Genomic DNA, 17,220 nt, shown 5'->3' with positions numbered 1-17,220 from the left:
TAGTTCTCAGGAAACTGGTCAGGAGCGGCAGGTGTCAGGAGGCGTCTCAGGAGGAATCCCGAGCGCTAGGTGGTCAGGAACAGGTGCAGCAGAAGGTAACGGTCAGGAACAGGTACGCGACAAGCCTAGCCGTTATGTGGGGTGCGCGCACGGCGCATCTGTGAGAGATTAAGCGCCCAGCGCCTGGTCCCGGGCGATGGTCGCCTCTACGCCGTCGACCACGGCGGCGGAGAATCCGGCCCGTTCGAGCGCCACCAGGCCGGCCACCGTCGTCCCGCCGGGGGAGGAAACGGCGTCAATCAGGTCCGCGGGGCTACGGCCGCGCTCGCCGCCGGAACGTGCTGTCTTCGCGGCCTCCGCCTGTATGGTCAGCGCCGAGCCCAGCACCGCCTGCGTGACGATCTCCACGGCCTGCGCCTTAGGCAGGCCAGCCGCCACGCCGCCGCGCGCCAGGGCATCGATGAACTGGAACACGAAGGCGGGGGAGGAGCCCGCCAGGGCGGTGAATGCCGAGAAGTCGCGCTCGGCCAGCAGCAGGGTGCGGCCCACACTCGCCAGCAGGGTGCGAGCCGTCTCCAGGTCAGTGTCGGTGGCTGCGGCGCCCGCAGCCAGGGCCGTCATGGACTGGCGTACGGCGGCCGCCATATTCGGCATGGCCCGAACCACTCGGGCGCCCGGCGGCAGCATCTCCGCCAGGCGCTCGGTGGTGAGCCCCGCGGCGATCGAGAGCACCAGGGGACGGTGCTGCGCCAGCGCATCGGACAGGGGGGCGAGCACGGCCGGCACCATGTGTGGTTTGACGGCGAGCACCACCACGTCACTGGCCGCCACCAGGTCTGCGGCCGCCTTCGCATGCCGCGCCCCGGTGGCCTGGGCCAGGTGGGCGGCGGAATCGTGGGCGCTAGTCAGTAGCAGGTCGGTGGCGGGAGTTCCCGCCGCGATGGTTCCCCGCACGATCGCGCCCGCCATGTTGCCCGCACCGATGAAGCCGTAGACCGTCATGCCCCAGGGTAGTCTCGCGGCGTGCCCACCACCTCGTCTGCGCCCTCGAAGGACTCGTCCGGTCCGGCTGCATCCGCAGACGGCGTTACCCGGGGGCGGGCGCTGTTCGTGGTCGGCGCCGCCCTGGCGGAGGAGGTGTGCGCCGTTCCCGATCTACCGCGGCGCGGCGGGCATATGTGGATGCAGCCGGTCGCCTCCACCGTGGGCGGCTCCGCCATGAACGTGTTGCGCAACCTGGTGGGGCTGGGCCGCTCCCCGATCCCGGCGCTCACCGTCGGTACCGGGCCGGCGGCCGCCCGCGTCGCGGAGCTGCTGTCCGCCCTTGGGCTTCGCAGCGTTCTCCCGGCCCACGCGCGGGACAACGGCACCTGCCTCACCCTGATCACCCCGGACGGCGAGCGTACGTTCCTGACCGCTCCGGGGTGCGAGACCGACTGGTCGAGAACGCGTGTGGCTACCCTGGACGTACCCGCGGGTGCCGTCGTGTACGCCTCCGGCTTCCAGCTGCTGGCTGCCGGCGGGCACCTGGCCGACTGGGCATCAGGGCTGCGCTCCGATGCCCTCCTGGTGCTAGATCCCGGCGCCCGCTGCGCCGAGCTGGTGCGCCTGCCCGCCTGGCGGGCGCTGAGGGATCGTTGTGACCTGCTGACCCTCAACGGCCGGGAGGCGGCGGCCCTGATGGACGCCGAACTCCACTCGTGGCACCGGGAGGGGAGCGCGGCTGGGCCGGACAGTCCCCTGGCCGAGTGGGCGCTCCAGCACCGCTGTGACGTGGTGCTGCGGCGGGGAGCCGCAGGTGCGACCTGGCTGCCCGCCAACGGCGGTCCGCCCGTGCACGCCGCTGCCGTGCCTGTGCAGGTGGTGGACACAGACGGCGCCGGTGACGCTCACACAGCCGCCGTCATGGCCGCGCTCGCGGATGGACTTGAGCCGGCGGTGGCCCTGGAACTGGCGGCCCGGACGGCCGCCCGGGCCGTCGCGCACGCCGGCCCATGATGCTCGGTGGCTGGTGGTGCCGGGTGATACCCGGCGCACGCGCCTGAACGGTGAGACACAGCCCGGCCACAGTGCCGGCACGTGGGCCTTCCAGGTGGTGGCCGTAGCTTCAGCCTCGCCCTGACACCACGGGGTAGGCGACAACATGCCGAGAGCACACGAGAGCGCAGAGGACTGCTTACATGACCGAGCCGAGGCCCGACGACTTCGATGTCACTGCCCGAATTCCGGCCGAGGACGCCCCCGGCGCCTCGCGCGCCGGTGCCGCCTCGGCACCGGTGGGTGCAGATGCCGGACTGACAGACCGCTGTGCATCGCCCGAGGTCGGCGGCCAGAGCACTCCGCCGGCGGATGACCCCGAGCCTCAGGCTGCGGTGCCGGCCGGCGCTTCGCCGGTATCCACGCCTGGCGCCGGCACCGGGGATAGGCGGGGACGCCCCTGGTACCGGCGTGGCTGGCTCGCCGCAGCTGCTGTGATCGCCCTCATGGCGGCCTCCTTCGGTGCTGGCTGGGGCGTCAACGAGCTGCTTTCCGGTACTGCTCCGGCCGACGTTGAACAGGGTGAGTTTGCGCCGGGGTCGGGCGGTCCGGGCGGGCAGGCGCCAGGCCGGGGCGGAGGTATGCCGGACGGGGGACAGCCGCCCTACGGCGACTCAGGGCAGACGGAAGGCGGTTCCGGCGGTGCCGGCCGGACGACTCCTGACCGCGACGGCAGCGGCGGCGATGGCACCACCTCCGAGGATGGCGGCAGCGCCGGCGTGCTGCAGGAGGGCACCTCGGCCTGACTCAGGCCTACGTGGACGCGGCTCGACCGCTCTCTGCCGGTTCGCTCTTCGCCGTTTGTGGCTTGGCGAGTCGCGCTGCCAGCGGGCCGTGGCACGGATTGCACCACTTTCACTCGCGACGGTCTTGGAGTCTGCGCAAGATTCGCATGATTGCGCGGTTCTATGTCTCAGGGCAGCGGTTGCAACCGCAAAAGTGGTGCATTCCGTGACAGCGGTACGGTGCGACGCATTCACGGTGAGGCGGCGCCTCTCGCATATTGATACGGATGGACGGCAAGGCGGTGTGCGTCACACCTGCGTGTGGTGGCTTGCCACACCCGCACTCAGAGTGTCTACTTGTGTATACAAGTTGCCGCGCGGGTGCGGCAGCGTGAGTCACCTCGGAGCGCCAAATGAGCTTTCGCGACGCCGTCGTCTACCAGGTCTATCCGAAGTCCTTCAAGGACACTACCGGCAACGGTGTCGGCGACCTGCGCGGCATCATCGAGAAGGTCCCCTACATCGCCTCCCTGGGTGTGGACTACGTCTGGCTCAACCCCTTCTACCCCTCGCCGGGCCGGGACAACGGCTATGACGTGGCCGACTACTGCGCGGTAGACCCCGCCATGGGCACGATGGAGGACTTCGACGAGCTCGTCGCCGCCCTGGCCGAGCACGGCATCAGCCCCATGCTGGACATGGTGCTCAACCACGTGTCCACCGAGCACGAGTGGTTTCAGCGGGCCCTGGCCGGCGAGCAGCGCTACCGCGACTACTTCTACCTCCGCCCCGCCCGCGGCGAGGGGCCTGCGGGAGAGCCGGTCCTACCCACCAACTGGGTCTCCAAGTTCGGCGGCCCCGCGTGGGCGCCCTTCGGCCCCGTGGACGACTCCGGCCGCCCGCTGGGCGGGGAGTACTACCTGCACCTGTTCGACCCCGGCCAGGCCGACCTGGACTGGCACAACCCCGAGGTGCGCGCGCGGGCCGCGGAGGTCATCAACTTCTGGCGCGCCCACGGCGTGCGGGCCTTCCGGTTCGACGTGATCAACCTGATCGGCAAGACCGAGCCCCTGGCGGACGCCCCCGCCGGCACCGATGACCGCCTGGTCTACACCGACGGTCCGCTGGTGCACGACTACCTGCAAGAGCTGAGCCGGGACAGCTTCGGCCGGGACCCGGACTCCGTGACCGTGGGGGAGATGTCCTCCACCTCCATCGCCGCCTGCGTGGACTACACCAACCCGGCGCGCCGGGAGCTGTCAATGGTATTCAACTTCCACCACCTCAAGGTCGACTACGCCGATGGCCAGAAGTGGACCCTTGCAGCTCCGGACATCCCCGCCCTCAAACGCATCCTCAACGACTGGGCCCTCGGCCTCCAGGCGGGCGGCGGCTGGAACGCCCTGTTCTGGAACAACCACGACCAGCCCCGGGCCATCAACCGCTTCGGTGACCCGGAGCATTACCACTACGAGTCCGCCACCATGCTCGCCACCGCCATCCACCTGCTGCGCGGCACCCCATACATCTACATGGGGGAGGAGATCGGCATGACCGATCCCGACTACACCCGCATCGAGGACTACGTGGACGTCGAGGCCCGCAATGCCTACGCCGAACTGGTGGCCGCCGGGCACAGCGAGGCGGACGCCTTCGCGATCGTCCACGCCAAGGCCCGTGACAACGCCCGCACCCCCATGCAGTGGGACGCCGGCGCGGGTGCCGGCTTCACCACCGGCACGCCCTGGCTGCAGCCAACCAACGCCGCTGCGGTCAACGTCGCTGCCGAGGAGGCAGGTGGGCGCATCCTGCCCTACTACCGCCGCCTGGTGGAGCTGCGCAAGACCGAGCCGGTGATCGCAGAGGGCGACTACACCCCCTGGGGGCTCGAGAGCCCCGACGTGTTCGCCTACATCCGCAAGCTCCCCGCCTCCGGGCCCGCTACCTCCCCCGCTGCCGAGGATCCCGCCCATGACGACGCCGGCACCACCCGCCTGCTCGTCCTCACCAGCTTCCGTGGTCATCCGACCACGGTCGAGATTCCCGATGAGTTCCTCACCGGAGACGTACTCATCGGGAACTACCCCACCCGGCCACTGAGCCCCGTCATGACTCTGCTCCCGTACGAGGCACTGGCCATCATCGTCCGCACTACGACCAGGCTCTGAGAGGAGCTGTGCATATGTCCTCAGTATCAGCCTCGGGTACGGCGCTGGTAGCGCCCGTATCCGGCAAGGTAATCGCCCTCACCGACGTACCCGATCCGGTCTTCTCTTCTGGGGCCCTCGGGGAGGGCTTCGGCGTGGCCCCGACCTCCGGTGATGTGGTCGCTCCGGCGTCCGGAACCATCACCATGGTGGCGGAGACCGGACATGCCGTCGGCATCGCCACCCCCGACGGCCTGGAGGTACTCCTGCACCTGGGAGTGGATACCGTCGAGCTGGAGGGGCGTCCCTTCCACCTGACCGCCGTGGTTGGCCAGGAAGTCCGCTCCGGTCAGGCCCTGGGCACCATGGACCTGGCGGCCATCACCGCGGCCGGCAAGGACACCACCACGATCGTTGCCGTGACCAATTCTGCCAAGGCCCTGGCCGGGCTCAGTATCGCCGCGGGGCAGACGCGGGCCGGTGCGAGCGTGGCCACCGCCGTGCTCAAGCGTGCCGAGGCGGGCTCCGCCTCGCCCAGAGCAGCCAAGGCCGACGACGGCCTGACCGGCTTTGATGCCACTGCCCGCGACATCATCGCCGGGGTGGGCGGGGCCGACAATATTCGCTCCGTCATCCACTGCATCACCCGGGTGCGCTTCTACCTAAAGGACGAGTCCCTGGCTGATGACGCCGCAGTCACCAGCGCCGACGGCGTGATCGACGTCGCCCGCGCGGGCGGCCAGTACCAGGTGGTCATCGGCGCCGCTGTCGGTGACGTGTACGACGCCGTCATCAAGCAGGTCCCCCGCCTGGCCGAGGGCACCGACGAGGCGGAGGCGGCCCCGGCGGCCCCGAAGCCCACCACGCCCATCGGCTGGGTCAAGTACGGCTTCTCCTCCCTGATCGGCGTGATCACGGGATCCATGATCCCCGTGATCGGCGTGCTGGCCGCCTCCGGCATTCTCAAGGGGATCCTGGCGCTGCTCACCCAGTTCAACGTGGTTGACACCGGCACCTCCACGTACACCTTCATTGACGCCATGGCCTCGTCGATGTTCTTCTTCCTGCCGATCATCATCGGCTTCACCTCCGCCCGCAGGCTCGGTGCGGACCCGATCATCGTGGCCATCATTGGTGGTGTGCTGACCTTCCCGTCCGTGGTCTCCATGGCCGACTCCTCTGCCGAGGACTACCACGTAATCGCCCGCATCGGGCGGACGGTGTTCAACTCCGACTTCTTCGGCATCCCCGTCTCCCTGCCCGAGGGCAACGCCTATGCGTACTCGATCTTCCCGATCATCGTGGCCGCCTGGCTGGCCTCAAAGATCGAGCCGTGGCTGAAGAAGTGGATCCCGGCGGTCGTGCGCTCCATCTTCGCGCCGCTGCTGGAGATCTTCATTGTCTCCACCCTGGTGCTGGTGGTATTCGGCCCGATCGTCATGACGATTTCCGGCGGTATTGCCCAGGGCGTCAGCTGGGTACTGGGCCTTTCGTATCCGGTGGCAGGCCTCCTCATCGGCGGCTTCTACCAGTGCCTGGTCATCTTCGGACTGCACTGGGCGGTCATCCCTATCATCTCCCAGCAGATCGCCGACCCCGGGTACTCCCCGCTCAACGCCATTGTCTCCGCCTCGATGATCGCCCAGGGCGGTGGCGCGCTCGCCCTGTGGGTCAAGGCCAAGAGCCCCCGTATCAAGCAGCTGGCCGGCCCGGCCACGATCTCAGCGCTGTGCGGGGTCACCGAGCCCGCCATGTACGGCCTGAACCTGAAGTACGGGCGCGTGTTCATCACCGCCTCCATCGGTGGCGCCGTGGGCGGCCTGCTCACTGGCCTGTTCGACGTCAACATGTGGGGCTTCACCGGCGCCTTCGTCGGCTTCCCGTCCTTCGTCAACCCAGAGGGCCTCGACGGATCCTTCACCGGCTTCTGGATCGCCTCGATCGTGACCCTGGCCGTATCCTTCCTGGCCACCTACTTCTTCGGTTTCAAGGAGTCTGACTTCGAGACCGAGCGCACGGTGGAGAAGGTACGACTGGGCAACCGCGAACCGGTGGCCCGCTGAGGGCTCCGGAGACGCATCTCCTGGACCGGCCCGGTCGGAGCGCAGTCAAGCACCTGCTCCGACCGGGCCGGTCCTTCAGTCTTGTCACCGCTGGGAGGGCAGGCGCTGGGCGGCCGAGACGAAGCCGAAAGTCCCCGGCACGTGGTGGGAGCGGGTGTACTCGAACGGTGCCCCGGAGGCGTCGAAGCCGAGGGACTCCATGACGCCCACGCAGTCCAGACCGCCCAGGTCCAGGTGACGACGGTCCAGCTCGTCCGCAGCCTCAATAGTGACCATGCGCGAGGCGGTGGTGATATGCACCCCCAGCTCGTTCTCAAGGTAGGTATAGATGGATGTCTCCGCGGCGTCGCGGGGAATATCGGGCACCACCGAGCGCAGGAAGCGGTTGTGGTCGATGATGGCGGGCCGGTCGTTCAGCAGGCGCAGCCGACGCAGGTACAGCACCTGCGCACCCGCGACCAGCCCCGAGGCCTCGGCGGCAGACTCCGAGACGGTCTCGACGGTGGAGGAGAGCAACACGGTGCGCACAGTCGTGCCGATGCGGCGGCCGGCCTCGGCCAGGGACTCAATGCCCGACAGGAAGAACAGTGAGGCCGAGCGCGGCCGGTAGATCACCTGGATGCCCTTGCCGTGAATGGGCTGAACATAACCCTGCGAGCCCAGATACTGCATCGCCTTTCGTACCGTGGGGCGGGTGGTGCCGAAGTCTGCACTCAACTGATTCTCGCTGGGCAGGAAGGAACGGAAGGGAAAGCTGCCGTCCTCTATCCGGCCGCGCAGGAACTCATAGATCTCCTGATACTTCGGCACGTTCGCATACTCGCGTCGGCGAGGCGGCTGAGAGGCGGCCACGGTGTGATCTCCTCGGTCGTGGTCTGGATGGCCCGGGAGGCCAGGTGGCATAAGCCTATGCGCCCACACTGTAGTGACGACGATGCTGAGATCGCGACTGCGCTCGTGGGACCGACGCCTTCCGGCGTAGTCGGCGGCTCAGCAACCAGGTCTACGAACTCGGGATGCAGTCGACGACGTGCCGATCAGCCGGACCGCGTGCTTCACCCCCGAGTTCAAAGTCGACTCCACTGCCGAGTCGACTGTCGAGTTGACTGTCGACGGCCTCCCGGTAGCGCCGCGCGACTATGCGGGCGACCGCCGGGTGGGCGCCGATGGGTGCGGCGACGAAGCCGGCCTCACTCCGGTGCAGCGCGCGGGAGAACTTGCCCTCGGCCAGCAGGTAGGGAGCCACGGCAATGGTTCGCGCGCCCTCCTGCCGCCAGGAGGCCACCGCCTCATGGGCCGCGGGAGAGGTCTTGGCCAGGTACGCGGGCCGGACGGGAAGCCCGAGTTCCTGCGACAGTAGCGCCGCCGCCTGCTCGGTCTCCCGCACGGGCCGACGCCTGAATGAGCCCGAGCCGGCCAGCACGACGCCGTCCAGGCCGGCGGTGCCATGCCCGTGGCCCGCCGCCGCCCAGCGGAGCCGGTCGGCCACGACCTTGACGATCGCGGGTTCGGGGCCCAGATGCCGGGTGGCGGTGCCGGACCCGTGCTCGGCGAGCAGGCCCGGCAGGTCATGCAGGACGTGGTAGCCCCCGCCCAGGAAGAAGGGGACCACGACGGGATCGTGCAGCCCCGAAAAGGCCTGACGGGCCGTTGGGGCTTGGAATTCCACGTAGCCGTGGCGCACGACGACTCCCGGCAGGAGGGCGGCCACCTGCGCGCTGACCCGTTCGAGGACCGGGCGCGCGCCGGGTGCGCGGGTGCCGTGCGCCAAAATCACCAGGGGACGCGCGTTCATGCGGCCTGCACCTCCGGGATGACGGTGAGGTGGCGAGCCCGGCGCACCGTGAAGGCGATAAGCGGAAGCAGGGCCGCAACCAGCGCCGACACCGTCCAGGCGGTGGCCGGGGCACTCAGACCGAGTGCCTCCAGAACCGTCACCGTATTCGTCACCACGATCAGGCCGCCGACGGCGGTTCCCAGGGTGGCGCCCGGCATCCGGGACACCGCCCAGGCGGCCAATGGGGCGGCCAGCACGCCGCCGCCCAGCAGGGCGATCACAATGCCGACGTCGATTCCGGCCGTCCCCAGACCGAGGAGGAAGCCCAATGACGCCGTCACGCTCACGATGAACTCGGCGGTGTCCACACTGCCCACCACGGTGCGCGGGGCGGTGCGCCCACGCGACAGCAGGGTGGTGGTGACCACCGGCCCCCAGCCTCCGCCGCCGGTGGCGTCTATGAAACCGCCGATCAGGCCGAGCGGCGCCAGCAGCCGCAAGGTGTGGGGGCTGGTGCGCGCGGCGGCGCCGGTTGACGGCCGGACGGCGAAGCGCACCAGCACGTAAACGCCCAGCACCAGCAGGATGGTGGCGGTCACGGGCGTCACCGCGGCCGTGGTCAGCCGGGACAGGACGGTCGCGCCCAGGAAGGCGCCGACGGCGCCGGGGACGGCGAGGCGAGCCACCAGCGCCCGGTCGGTGTTGCCAAGACGTAGATGGGAGACGCCGGACATGAGCGTGGTCCCGATCTGGGATAGGTGAACGCTGGCGCTGGCCAGCGCCGGGCTCAGGCCTACGGCGAGCAACAGCGAGGAGCTGGTGACGCCGTAGCCCATGCCCAGGGTTCCATCCACGAGTTGTGCGACCAGCCCGACCAGGGCGAGGAGGATGAGTGCGAACATGATGATCCTTCAGGGCCGTCGGGGGTCGTCGCCGGGCGCATTACCCGGGGACGATCCGCGTGTTCCATGCGGGGCTGACGGTGACGACGTCGCCGATGACGATGACCGCCGGAGCGGTGACACCGACGCTGACGGCGACGTCGGGCAGACATCGCAGCACGGTGGTGGTTACTCGCTGATCGGGTATGAAGCCGCGTTCGACGACGGCGGCCGGGGTGTCGGGATCGGCCCCCGCCTCCAGGAGGATCGTGGTCGAGCGACTAAGGTGCGCCACACCCATCAGGAGGATCAGCGTGTGGTCGCGCCGGGCCGGCACCGTGGATACCAGTTCCTCGTGAGCGGTGACCACGGAGAACCCCCGGGCCAGGCCTCGGTGGGTCACCGGGATACCCGCGGCGGCAGGCACGGCAATGGCAGACGTGACTCCGGGGACGATCTCGACGATGATGCCGGCCGCCCGGCAGGCCGCCGCCTCCTCACCGCCGCGGCCCAGCACATACGGGTCGCCGCCCTTCACCCGCGCTACGCGCTGCCCGGCGCGGGCCCGGTCCACCAGCACCGCGTCGATCTGCTCCTGCGGCAGCAGGTGATGACCCGGGCGCTTGCCCACGTCGATCACCTCGGCGCCGGGGCCGGCGGCGTCCAACAGCCGGCGCGGGGCGAGACGATCGATGACGATGACGTCGGCCCGTCGCAGCAGGTCCAGCCCACGCACCGTGATCAGTTCCGGGTCTCCGGGGCCGGCGCCGATGAGCGCCACCCAGCCGGTGCCGGGACGGTCGGTATCCGGGACTCTTTCAACTTCCGGCGCGAGCGGCCCGGCTGTGCCCGCGGCTGTACTCGCCCGGTTCATGCCGCCAGCGGTGCAAACGCCCGCTCGTCCTCCAGGCGCACCATGCCCGCCGCGAGTGTCCAGCCGTCGAAGGGGTCTACGAGCAGGAAGGCGCCGTCGCTGCGGGAATGGGCGTAGTCGGCGACGGGAAGCGGCTCGGACAGGCGCAGGCGGACGGAGCCGATGTCATTGAGGGCCAGGGCCTGCGCGGGCGCGGCGGTGAGGTCGTCGAGATCGAGGACGCCCTCGACTGCAGTGATGATCGCCTGGACGGTACGCGTCCCGTGCTTGAGGAGTACCCGGTCGCCCGACCTGGCGGGCCGCTCGGACAGCCAGGCGACGCGGGCGGCCAGGTCCCGGCGCAGCTGCGGCGGGTCGGTGGCGGCGGCGAGGAGATCACCGCGCGTGATGTCGATGTCATCGTCCAGTCGCAGGGTCACCGACTGGCCGGCGTGCGCCTCGGCCAGGGCGGTGTTTGCGAGGTCGATGGCGGCGACTCGGCTGCGGCGCCGCGAGGGGAGAACCACGATCTCCTCGCCCACGCGCACCGATCCCGCGGCGATCCGCCCGGCGTAACCGCGGTAGTCGGACAGGCCCTCCGCCGCGGCTCCTTGCGGCCGGATGACCAGCTGCACGGGCAGCCGGAAGGCCCCGTCCGTCGGCGTGGTGTCGGCCGGGATGGTTTCCAGCAGTTCCAGGAGGGCGGGTCCGCGGTAGAAGGGGGTTCGCGAGGAGCGGCGCACCACGTTGTCCCCCTCCAGGGCGCAGGTCGGCAGTGCCCGCAGGTCCGTGACCCCCAGTTCGGCGCCCGCGGCGCTCAACTCGGTGACGATCGCGTTGTAGACGTCGGCGGAGAACTCCACCAGGTCGATCTTGTTGACGGCGACCACCACATGTGGGACGTTCAGGAGCGCCGCCACCGCCAGGTGCCGACGGGTCTGCTCCACCACGCCGTGACGGGCGTCGACGAGCAGCACCACCACGTCGGCGGTCGATGAGCCGGTGACCGTGTTGCGCGTGTACTGCACGTGGCCGGGGCAGTCGGCCAGGATGAAGGAGCGGCGGGGGGTGGCGAAGTAGCGGTAGGCGACGTCGATGGTGATGCCCTGTTCACGCTCCGCGCGCAGGCCGTCGGTGAGTAGGGCCAGGTCGGCGTGGGTCAGGCCGCGGTCCAGGCTCACCTGCTCGACGGCGGCGAGCTGATCGCGCAACACCGACTTGGAGTCGACCAGCAGCCTGCCGACCAGGGTCGACTTGCCGTCGTCGACGCTGCCGGCGGTGGCCAGGCGCAGCAGCCCCGTGGTCTTGGACGGTCGCGGGGTGGTTTGGTCCGCTGCGGTGGGGGCGGACTCGGTAGGAGTGACGGTCATGGGTTTCTCCAGGGGTGTGTGGCGGCGGGTGTATGGGGTGGGATGGGCGTCGGAGCGGGAGCTGGAACAGGAATCAGAAGTAGCCTTCGCGCTTGCGGTCCTCCATGGCGGACTCCGACAGGCGGTCGTCCGCCCGGGTGGCGCCGCGCTCGGTGAGTGTGGAGGCAGCCACCTCGACGGCGATCTCGTGGTTGTTGGCCGCCGTGGAGTCCACGGCGCCGGTGCAGGACATGTCGCCGACGGTGCGGTAGCGCACGGTGCGGGTGGTGACTGTTTCGCCCTCGCGCGGCCGGGTTACCGGGGTGACGGCCAGCCACATGCCGTCACGTGAGAAGACCTCACGCCGGTGGGCGTAGTACAGGCTCGGCAGGGCGATGTCCTCGCGCTCGATGTAGCGCCACACGTCCAGCTCGGTCCAGTCGGACAGGGGGAAGACGCGCAGGTGCTCGCCGGGGGAGTGCCGCAGGTTGAGCAACCGCCACAGCTCGGGACGCTGGTTGCGGGGGTCCCACTGCCCGAACTCATCCCGCAGCGAGACGATGCGCTCCTTGGCGCGCGACCGCTCCTCGTCGCGGCGGGCACCGCCGATGACGCCGTCGAAGCCCTCGGACTGGATGGTGTCCAGCAGCGGGCGGGTCTGCAGCGGGTTGCGGGTACCGTCCGGGCGTTCGCGCAGGCGGCCGTCGTCGATGTAGTCCTGCACCCGGGTGACGAGCAGGCGCGCTCCGGCGGCGGCGACGGTCTCGTCCCGGTAGGCGAGCACCTCGGGGAAGTTGTGGCCGGTGTCCACGTGCAGCAGGGGAAGGGCAGCGGTGCCGGCCAGAAGGCCTTGCGGGCCAGGTGCAGGATGACCACGGAGTCCTTACCGCCCGAGAACAGCAGCACCGGGCGCCGGCATTCGGCGACCACCTCCCGGATGATCCCGATCGCCTCGGACTCGAGGGCGTCGAGATGATCCGCAGGGGCGGCGGTAACGCTGGTAATGCTGTCAGTGGCTGTGCTCATGTGGCTCTCCAATCGGTTTCGCGGCTTGGTGTGCAGGGGCGTGCGGACGGGGCCTCACAGGTGGATGCCGCACTCGGTCTTGGTGAATCCGGCCCAGCGTCCGGAGCGGGGATCCTCTCCCGGGGCGACGCGCCGGGTGCAGGTCTGGCAGCCGATCGACGGGTAGCCGTCCGCCAGCAGCGGGTTGACGACGACGTCGTGCGCGGTCGCGTACTCCAGCAGATCCTCGAAGCTCCAGGCCGCCAGCGGGTTGAGCTTGACGATCCGGTGGGTCTCATCGAAGGCGACCAGCGGGGCGTCGGCGCGGGTGGGGGAGTCCTCCCGGCGCAGGCCGGTGGCCCAGGCCTCATAGCCGGACAGGGCGCGTGCCAGGGGTGCCACCTTGCGCAGGTAGCAGCACTTGGTGGGCTCCCGCTCGTACAGGCGCGGCCCGTACTCGGCATCCTGTTGGGCGATGGTGAGTTCGGGCAGGACGTCTATGACGGTGACGTCCATGGTGCGGGCGACTGCGTCACGGGTCTGCTCGGTCTGGGGGAAGTGGAAACCGGTCTCCAGGAACAGCGTGTCGACGCCAGGCATGTGGGCGGCCACCACATGTGGCAGTACGGCGTCCGCCATGGAGCAGGCGACGGCCAGCGAGTCGGGGAAGGTTTCGGCCGCCCAGGTGATGACTGCCTCGGCCGAGGCATTCGGGCCCAGCCGTGCGGCGCCGTCCGCCGCGATGCGGCGCAGCTCGGCTTCGCTGCGGCGGGGAGCCTGGGCGGAGCGTGGGCGGTTGGCGCCGCGCGCGACGAGTCGGCCGTAGGGATTGACGGCCGCCGGGGCTGCCGTGGGGGCGGTCGCCGGGGCGGCGTTGGCGGTCAGGGTGGGGATGGCGGCCGTGCGCAGCCCGGCCAGGGGCGCGATGCTGTCGGTGGTCATACCAGTTCCTCCTGCGGTGCCCGCTGTGCCCACTGGGAGAAGCTCTCCTCCGGGGCGCGTGCGGCCGCGTAGCGGCGCACGACGCGTTCGATGTAGTCGGTCAAGTCGGTGGCGGCCACCTTCAGGCCGCGCACGGTGCGTCCCAGCTCGGCCTCGTTGTGGCCGGCGGAGGCCAGGCCGCCTCCCAGGTGCACCTGGAAGCCGGGTACCTGCTGACCGTCGACGCTGATGATCTGGCCCTTGAGCCCGATGTCGGCGATCTGGATGCGGACGCAGGAGTTGGGGCAGCCGTTGACGCTGATGGAGATACGGCGGTCGAGGTCGAGGTCCGCCAGGCGCGTGTCGAGCTCGGCGCTCACCCGCGCCGCCAGGGACTTGGTCTCCACGATTGCGAACTTGCAGAACTCCAGGCCGGTGCAGGCCAGCAGCGAGCGGGTCAACGGCCCCGGATCCGGGTTGATGCCGAGTTTCCGCAGGCCGGCTACGGCCTCGTCCACGCGCTGCGCGGGCACGTCCAGCAGCAGGATGTTCTGCAGCGGCGTTGTACGTACACGATCGGAACCGACCGCCTCGGCGAGGTCGGCCAGCCCCAGCATGGTGTCCCCGGACAGGCGCCCGACCGGAGGCTTGCCGCCGATCCAGTAGCGCCCGTCCTTCTGCCGGTGGACACCGATGTGGTCCGCCTCGCCCACCGGCGGCGCGGGGGCGGGGCCGTCCGCCAGCTCGTAGCCCAGGTACTCGTCCTGCAGGACCTGACGGAACTTCTTCGGGCCCCACTCGGCCATGAGGAACTTCAACCGGGCCTTGTTACGCAGGCGGCGGTAGCCGTAGTCGCGGAAGAGCCGGATGGTGGCCCACCACACGTCGGTGACCTGGTCGGGCCGCACGAATGTGCCCAGGCGCTGTCCGAGGAAGGGTGCGGTCGACAGGGCTCCGGCGATCCACAGGTCGTAGCCGGGACCGAGCTCGGGGTGCTCCACGCCCACGTAGGCGATGTCGTTGATCTCGTGGAGGATGTCCAGCGTGGGGGAACCGGTGAAGGCTGTCTTGAACTTGCGAGGCAGGTTGGCAATGTCGGGGTTGCCGAGGAAGGTGTCGCGGATCTCGGCCGCGGCGGCGGAGGGGTCGATGATCTCGTCGGGGTCGATCCCGGCCACGGGGGAGACGAGGAAGCCGCGCGGGGTGTCGCCGCACGCCTCGATGGTGGTCAGGCCGACCTCCTCCAGTCGGCGCCACAGCTCGGGTACGGACTCGATCTGGATCCAGTGCATCTGGAGGTTCTGCCGGTCGGTGACGTCCAGGGTGCCGCGGGCGAAGTCGTTGGCGGCCTGGCCGAGGACGCGCATCTGCCGCACGGACAGGGATTGGCCGTCCATCCGCACCCGCTGCATGAAGTACCGGTCGGACAGCTCGGCGGGGCTGAGCTGGGCGGTACGGCCTCCGTCGATGCCCTGCTTGCGCTGCGTGTACAGGCCCCACCAGCGAAAGCGGGTGTGGAGGTCGTCGTCCGGGATGGCGTCGAACCCGGCTGCGCCATAGGAGGACAGGATGCGGTCGTGCGCGCCGAGCGGATCGCCGTCCTGCTTGACGACCTCATTGGGGTTCAGGGGCTTGCGGCCGTCGATGCGCCACTGGCCGTTGGAGCGGCCGGCGCGCGGCGGGCGGATGGCGCGGCCGGCGGGGGTGTCGCTTGCGGACGGGTCCTTGATCGTGCTCATGTCTCCTCCAGGCTGGTGGTGCATGAGCGTCCGGAGTCATTGGTTCGGGGACTCGCTCCGGATCGGTGTCTACAAGTGACTGCCGGTTATTGGCCGGGAATTGGTCCACTTGCTGCCGCGCGGCTCCGGACGCCTCAGTGCGCCGGATTCCGTGTGCGGCGAAGCCGCAGTGGTCAGGCGCTTAGCGGGCCTGACAGCACATGACTCGAGTGGAGCGCAGCAACGCCCCGCGGGACTCCGCGGCGGCGAGCAGGGGATGCGCTTGGGTCATGCCGTGCACCTTAGGGGCGCGGCGGAGGGGGACACAACCGTGCGGCCGGATAGTGAGACGACGTCGGCGATGACGGTTCTGGCATTGGCGTACCCCCGAGTGCTTGGGGTAGGCCTGCCCGCGGCGGCTCTCCGTTGCTGCTCGTTCCGGTGCGTGGCGGCCCAAAGTGTCCAGGATCGGCATAAACGACTCCGACGTCGCCGTCGGCCGTGGGCAGAACCTTGCAATCATGCGGTTTTCAAATCCGGCCTGGGGGTCGTCGGCGGCCTTTGTGCCGAATCCGGACATTCCGACCCACGGCGGGAGCGCCCGGGCACACAACACCCACCAGGCGCACCACACCCGCACACCGCAAGCACGGAGAATGGCGGGCACGCCTCGAAGCCGCGGCTCATCACCCACAAAAAGGCGCCTCGGAGGACGGCGGGCGTTTCCGGGAGCCCTGCTCACAAGGCTCGCTTCTCAGCCGACCGCACGGGTACGCCGCCTGTTGCATCATTGGGGCATGAGCACGAGTACTGCCCCATCCACACGCAGGGCCGTGATTACCGGCGCCTCCACCGGTATCGGCGCCGCCACCGTCAGGCGGCTGCGCTCCAACGGCTGGCAGGTGGTGGCCACCGCCCGGCGCGCGAAGCGGCTGGAGGCGCTGGCGGAGGAGACCGGCTGCGCCTGGGTGGCGGCCGACCTCCAGGTGCCCGATGACGTCGACCGCCTCGCCCGCGAGGTTCTGGCTGACGGGCCGGTAGACGCCGTGGTCAACAACGCCGGTGGAGCGCTGGGCGTCGACCCCGTGGCCCAGGGCGACCCGCAGGAGTGGGCGACCATGTACGAGCGCAATGCGCTGGCGGCGCTGCGGGTGAGCCAGGTCTTCCTGCCGGGTCTGCGCGAGCGTGGCGGGGACCTGGTCTTTCTCACCTCCACCGCCGCCCATGACACCTACCCCGGAGGGGCCGGGTATGTCGCGGCCAAACACGCCGAGCGGGTCATCGCCAACACTCTGCGCCTGGAGCTGGTGGGAGAGCCGGTGCGCGTCATTGAGATAGCTCCGGGCATGGTTGCCACCGAGGAGTTCTCCCTCAACCGGTTCCACGGCGACGTCCAAGCGGCGCGCCAGGTCTATGCCGGGGTGGCCCAGCCGCTGACCGCGCAGGACGTGGCCGAGTGCATCGCCTGGACGCTGGAGCTGCCCTCCCACGTCAACATCGACTCCATGGTGGTACGGCCCCGGGCCCAGGCCTCCAACACGCTGGTGGCGCGCGAGGGGGCGTGAGGGGCCGGGTCCCGCTTCCCAACGGATTAACCGACGAGACAGGTCCTCCGCCTCCCCGTCCCACGGTCCGCGGGCGTCCCTGTCGCCTGCGCCTGACGCCGGTGTGGCCAGCACGACTCCGTCTGGAGGCCTCCGGGGATGGTCGTGCGGGCACCGCGCGGTTACACTCACCGCCACAG

General features: G+C 69.9%; 14 protein-coding genes and 1 pseudogene. 5 read left to right on the top strand and 10 right to left on the bottom strand.

Going from position 1 to position 17,220, the window contains the following annotated elements:
* Nucleotides 1–168 precede the first annotated feature (168 nt).
* Nucleotides 169–1,002, bottom strand: a complete 834-nt coding sequence (gene proC, locus CWT12_RS08320) for a pyrroline-5-carboxylate reductase (RefSeq protein ID WP_161924436.1) — start codon at nt 1,000–1,002, stop codon at nt 169–171.
* 21 nt (nt 1,003–1,023) lie between these two features.
* Here proC and CWT12_RS08315 point away from each other — a divergent pair, with 21 nt between their 5' ends.
* From CWT12_RS08315 to CWT12_RS08300, 4 genes are all read left to right on the top strand, one after another.
* On the top strand, nt 1,024–1,998 hold the full coding sequence (locus CWT12_RS08315) for a PfkB family carbohydrate kinase (protein WP_161924435.1): 975 nt from the start codon (nt 1,024–1,026) through the stop codon (nt 1,996–1,998).
* 182 nt (nt 1,999–2,180) lie between these two features.
* On the top strand, nt 2,181–2,783 hold the full coding sequence (locus CWT12_RS08310) for a hypothetical protein (protein WP_161924434.1): 603 nt from the start codon (nt 2,181–2,183) through the stop codon (nt 2,781–2,783).
* A gap of 392 nt (nt 2,784–3,175) precedes the next feature.
* Nucleotides 3,176–4,930, top strand: coding sequence for an alpha,alpha-phosphotrehalase (locus CWT12_RS08305; RefSeq protein ID WP_161924433.1), 1,755 nt, complete (start codon nt 3,176–3,178; stop codon nt 4,928–4,930).
* 14 nt (nt 4,931–4,944) lie between these two features.
* A complete protein-coding gene (locus tag CWT12_RS08300) occupies nt 4,945–6,972 on the top strand; it encodes a glucose PTS transporter subunit IIA (protein WP_161924432.1) in 2,028 nt (675 codons plus the stop codon).
* An 84-nt stretch (nt 6,973–7,056) separates the two neighbouring features.
* Here CWT12_RS08300 and CWT12_RS08295 read toward each other — a convergent pair whose 3' ends face one another.
* The 9 genes and pseudogenes from CWT12_RS08295 to CWT12_RS08260 form a co-directional block, all read right to left on the bottom strand.
* Complete coding sequence (locus CWT12_RS08295) at nt 7,057–7,824, bottom strand: GntR family transcriptional regulator (RefSeq protein WP_237564102.1); 768 nt, start codon at nt 7,822–7,824, stop codon at nt 7,057–7,059.
* Between the two features lie 151 nt (nt 7,825–7,975).
* Nucleotides 7,976–8,767: a sirohydrochlorin chelatase gene (locus CWT12_RS08290; protein ID WP_161924431.1), complete on the bottom strand. Its 792-nt coding sequence runs from the start codon at nt 8,765–8,767 to the stop codon at nt 7,976–7,978.
* Complete coding sequence (locus tag CWT12_RS08285; RefSeq protein WP_161924430.1) at nt 8,764–9,651, bottom strand: sulfite exporter TauE/SafE family protein; 888 nt, start codon at nt 9,649–9,651, stop codon at nt 8,764–8,766. Before CWT12_RS08285 ends, CWT12_RS08290 begins: the two co-directional genes overlap by 4 nt.
* 40 nt (nt 9,652–9,691) lie before the next feature.
* Nucleotides 9,692–10,504, bottom strand: coding sequence for a uroporphyrinogen-III C-methyltransferase (cobA, locus tag CWT12_RS08280; RefSeq protein ID WP_161924429.1), 813 nt, complete (start codon nt 10,502–10,504; stop codon nt 9,692–9,694).
* On the bottom strand, nt 10,501–11,853 hold the full coding sequence (locus tag CWT12_RS08275; protein WP_161924428.1) for a sulfate adenylyltransferase subunit 1: 1,353 nt from the start codon (nt 11,851–11,853) through the stop codon (nt 10,501–10,503). The genes cobA and CWT12_RS08275 overlap by 4 nt, the downstream gene beginning before the upstream one ends.
* A 73-nt stretch (nt 11,854–11,926) precedes the next feature.
* Nucleotides 11,927–12,643: a sulfate adenylyltransferase subunit CysD gene (gene cysD / locus CWT12_RS08270; RefSeq protein WP_272927747.1), complete on the bottom strand. Its 717-nt coding sequence runs from the start codon at nt 12,641–12,643 to the stop codon at nt 11,927–11,929.
* Between the two features lie 56 nt (nt 12,644–12,699).
* Nucleotides 12,700–12,858 (bottom strand): annotated as a pseudogene (locus CWT12_RS14705) (sulfate adenylyltransferase subunit CysD); the annotation flags it as partial.
* A gap of 54 nt (nt 12,859–12,912) precedes the next feature.
* The gene (locus tag CWT12_RS08265; protein ID WP_161924427.1) at nt 12,913–13,779 is read right to left on the bottom strand and encodes a phosphoadenylyl-sulfate reductase; all 867 of its coding nucleotides are present in this window, start codon (nt 13,777–13,779) and stop codon (nt 12,913–12,915) included.
* A complete protein-coding gene (locus CWT12_RS08260) occupies nt 13,776–15,497 on the bottom strand; it encodes a nitrite/sulfite reductase (RefSeq protein ID WP_202616175.1) in 1,722 nt (573 codons plus the stop codon). The genes CWT12_RS08265 and CWT12_RS08260 overlap by 4 nt, the downstream gene beginning before the upstream one ends.
* Nucleotides 15,498–16,273: 776 nt before the next feature.
* Between CWT12_RS08260 and CWT12_RS08255 the strand changes: the two genes are divergently transcribed.
* Complete coding sequence (locus CWT12_RS08255) at nt 16,274–17,041, top strand: SDR family NAD(P)-dependent oxidoreductase (RefSeq protein ID WP_161924425.1); 768 nt, start codon at nt 16,274–16,276, stop codon at nt 17,039–17,041.
* Nucleotides 17,042–17,220 lie beyond the last annotated feature (179 nt).

Origin of the sequence: Actinomyces sp. 432, assembly GCF_009930875.1 — a bacterium.
GTDB lineage: Bacteria > Actinomycetota > Actinomycetes > Actinomycetales > Actinomycetaceae > Actinomyces.
Note: the sequence above shows the minus strand (reverse complement) of the source record. Positions and strands in the feature narration are given on the sequence as shown.

What these genes read in the sequence shown, in the direction of transcription:
- proC (WP_161924436.1), bottom strand. Translation starts at nt 1,002, where the DNA reads ATGACGGTCTACGGCTTCATCGGTGCGGGCAACATGGCGGGCGCGATC.
- CWT12_RS08310 (WP_161924434.1), top strand. Translation starts at nt 2,181, where the DNA reads ATGACCGAGCCGAGGCCCGACGACTTCGATGTCACTGCCCGAATTCCG.
- CWT12_RS08305 (WP_161924433.1), top strand. Translation starts at nt 3,176, where the DNA reads ATGAGCTTTCGCGACGCCGTCGTCTACCAGGTCTATCCGAAGTCCTTC.
- CWT12_RS08300 (WP_161924432.1), top strand. Translation starts at nt 4,945, where the DNA reads ATGTCCTCAGTATCAGCCTCGGGTACGGCGCTGGTAGCGCCCGTATCC.
- CWT12_RS08290 (WP_161924431.1), bottom strand. Translation starts at nt 8,767, where the DNA reads ATGAACGCGCGTCCCCTGGTGATTTTGGCGCACGGCACCCGCGCACCC.
- CWT12_RS08285 (WP_161924430.1), bottom strand. Translation starts at nt 9,651, where the DNA reads ATGTTCGCACTCATCCTCCTCGCCCTGGTCGGGCTGGTCGCACAACTC.
- cobA (WP_161924429.1), bottom strand. Translation starts at nt 10,504, where the DNA reads ATGAACCGGGCGAGTACAGCCGCGGGCACAGCCGGGCCGCTCGCGCCG.
- CWT12_RS08275 (WP_161924428.1), bottom strand. Translation starts at nt 11,853, where the DNA reads ATGACCGTCACTCCTACCGAGTCCGCCCCCACCGCAGCGGACCAAACC.
- CWT12_RS08265 (WP_161924427.1), bottom strand. Translation starts at nt 13,779, where the DNA reads ATGACCACCGACAGCATCGCGCCCCTGGCCGGGCTGCGCACGGCCGCC.
- CWT12_RS08260 (WP_202616175.1), bottom strand. Translation starts at nt 15,497, where the DNA reads ATGAGCACGATCAAGGACCCGTCCGCAAGCGACACCCCCGCCGGCCGC.
- CWT12_RS08255 (WP_161924425.1), top strand. Translation starts at nt 16,274, where the DNA reads ATGAGCACGAGTACTGCCCCATCCACACGCAGGGCCGTGATTACCGGC.